General features: G+C 67.2%; 2 pseudogenes. Both read right to left on the minus strand.

Annotated elements, in window-relative coordinates:
• A pseudogene (locus tag B0G62_RS31015) lies at positions 1–797 on the minus strand (EmrA/EmrK family multidrug efflux transporter periplasmic adaptor subunit); the annotation flags it as partial.
• A 79-nt stretch (positions 798–876) separates the two neighbouring features.
• Positions 877–1,095 (minus strand): annotated as a pseudogene (locus B0G62_RS31855) (hypothetical protein); the annotation flags it as partial.

Below are 1,095 nucleotides of genomic sequence, written 5' to 3' on the forward strand. Positions count from 1 at the left end.
TGCACTTCCTTGAAGTTCGCGTCCACCCACACGGCGTTCAGCGGCACCACCGACATCAGCGGCGTGCCCGGCGAAACGCGCTGGCCGACCTGCACTGAACGCTTCGCCACGTAACCCGTGACCGGCGCGGGCAGCGTGTTGCGCGCGTTCGTGAGGTAGGCGTCGCGCACCTTCGCGGCGGCGGCCATCACATTCGGGTGGTTCGCAATCGTCGTGTTGGCGGTCAGCGCACGGTTGGCGGCGAGCTGCTGCTGCGCGGCGTCGAGTGCGGCGGAGGCGCTCTTCACGGTGTCGCGTGCATGCGAGATTTCTTCCTGCGAAACCGCGCCGGTCTGCGCGACTTCCATCCGGCGGCGCAGATCGTCCTGCGCGCGCGAGAGGTCGGCCTGACGCACGGCCACCTGCGCTTCGTACTGGCTGTCGTCGGCGAAGAGGCCGCGCACCTGGCGCACCGTCTGGCCGAGGTTGGCCTCGGCCTGCTGGAGCGCGATGCGCGAATCGGCCGGATCGAGCATGACGAGCGGGGCGCCGATCCTGACCGTCTGCGTGTCGTCGGCGTTCACGGCGATCACCGTGCCGGTCACCTGCGGGGTGATCTGCACGACGTTGCCGTTGACGTAGGCGTCGTCGGTGCTTTCGCTAAAGCGCGCGACGAGGAAGTAATAGAGGCCGTAGGCAACGGCTGCAATCACGATCACGAGAACAAGCAGCGTCATCATGCGCCGGCGCTTGCCGTTGTTCGCGTTCGGCTGCGCGGTTGGCTGCTGGTTCGCTGCCGGTTGCTGAGGGGTGCTCATGGAAGGATCTCCGGATTCTTGCGTGCTGTTCGTTCAGTTATTGGCCAGAGTTTGATGTTTTCTCCGGCTTTTTTCGCTTTCAGTTCGCGGCCGTGGCGGCAGGCGCCGACGAGGCCGGCGCAGTCCACGGCGCATCGCGCCACGGGCCGCCGTTCACGTCGCTCTGGCCGTTCACGCCCTTCGCGTCGCTGCCGACCTGCGTGGGCGCCACGAGGTTCACGCCATGTGCGTCGTGCGCGTCGAAGCCGCCGCCCAGCGCCTTGATGAGCGCCATCTGCTGATCGCGGCGCTGCGCCTT

The sequence above is a fragment of the Paraburkholderia eburnea genome, assembly GCF_002917095.1.
GTDB classification, from domain to species: domain Bacteria; phylum Pseudomonadota; class Gammaproteobacteria; order Burkholderiales; family Burkholderiaceae; genus Paraburkholderia; species Paraburkholderia eburnea.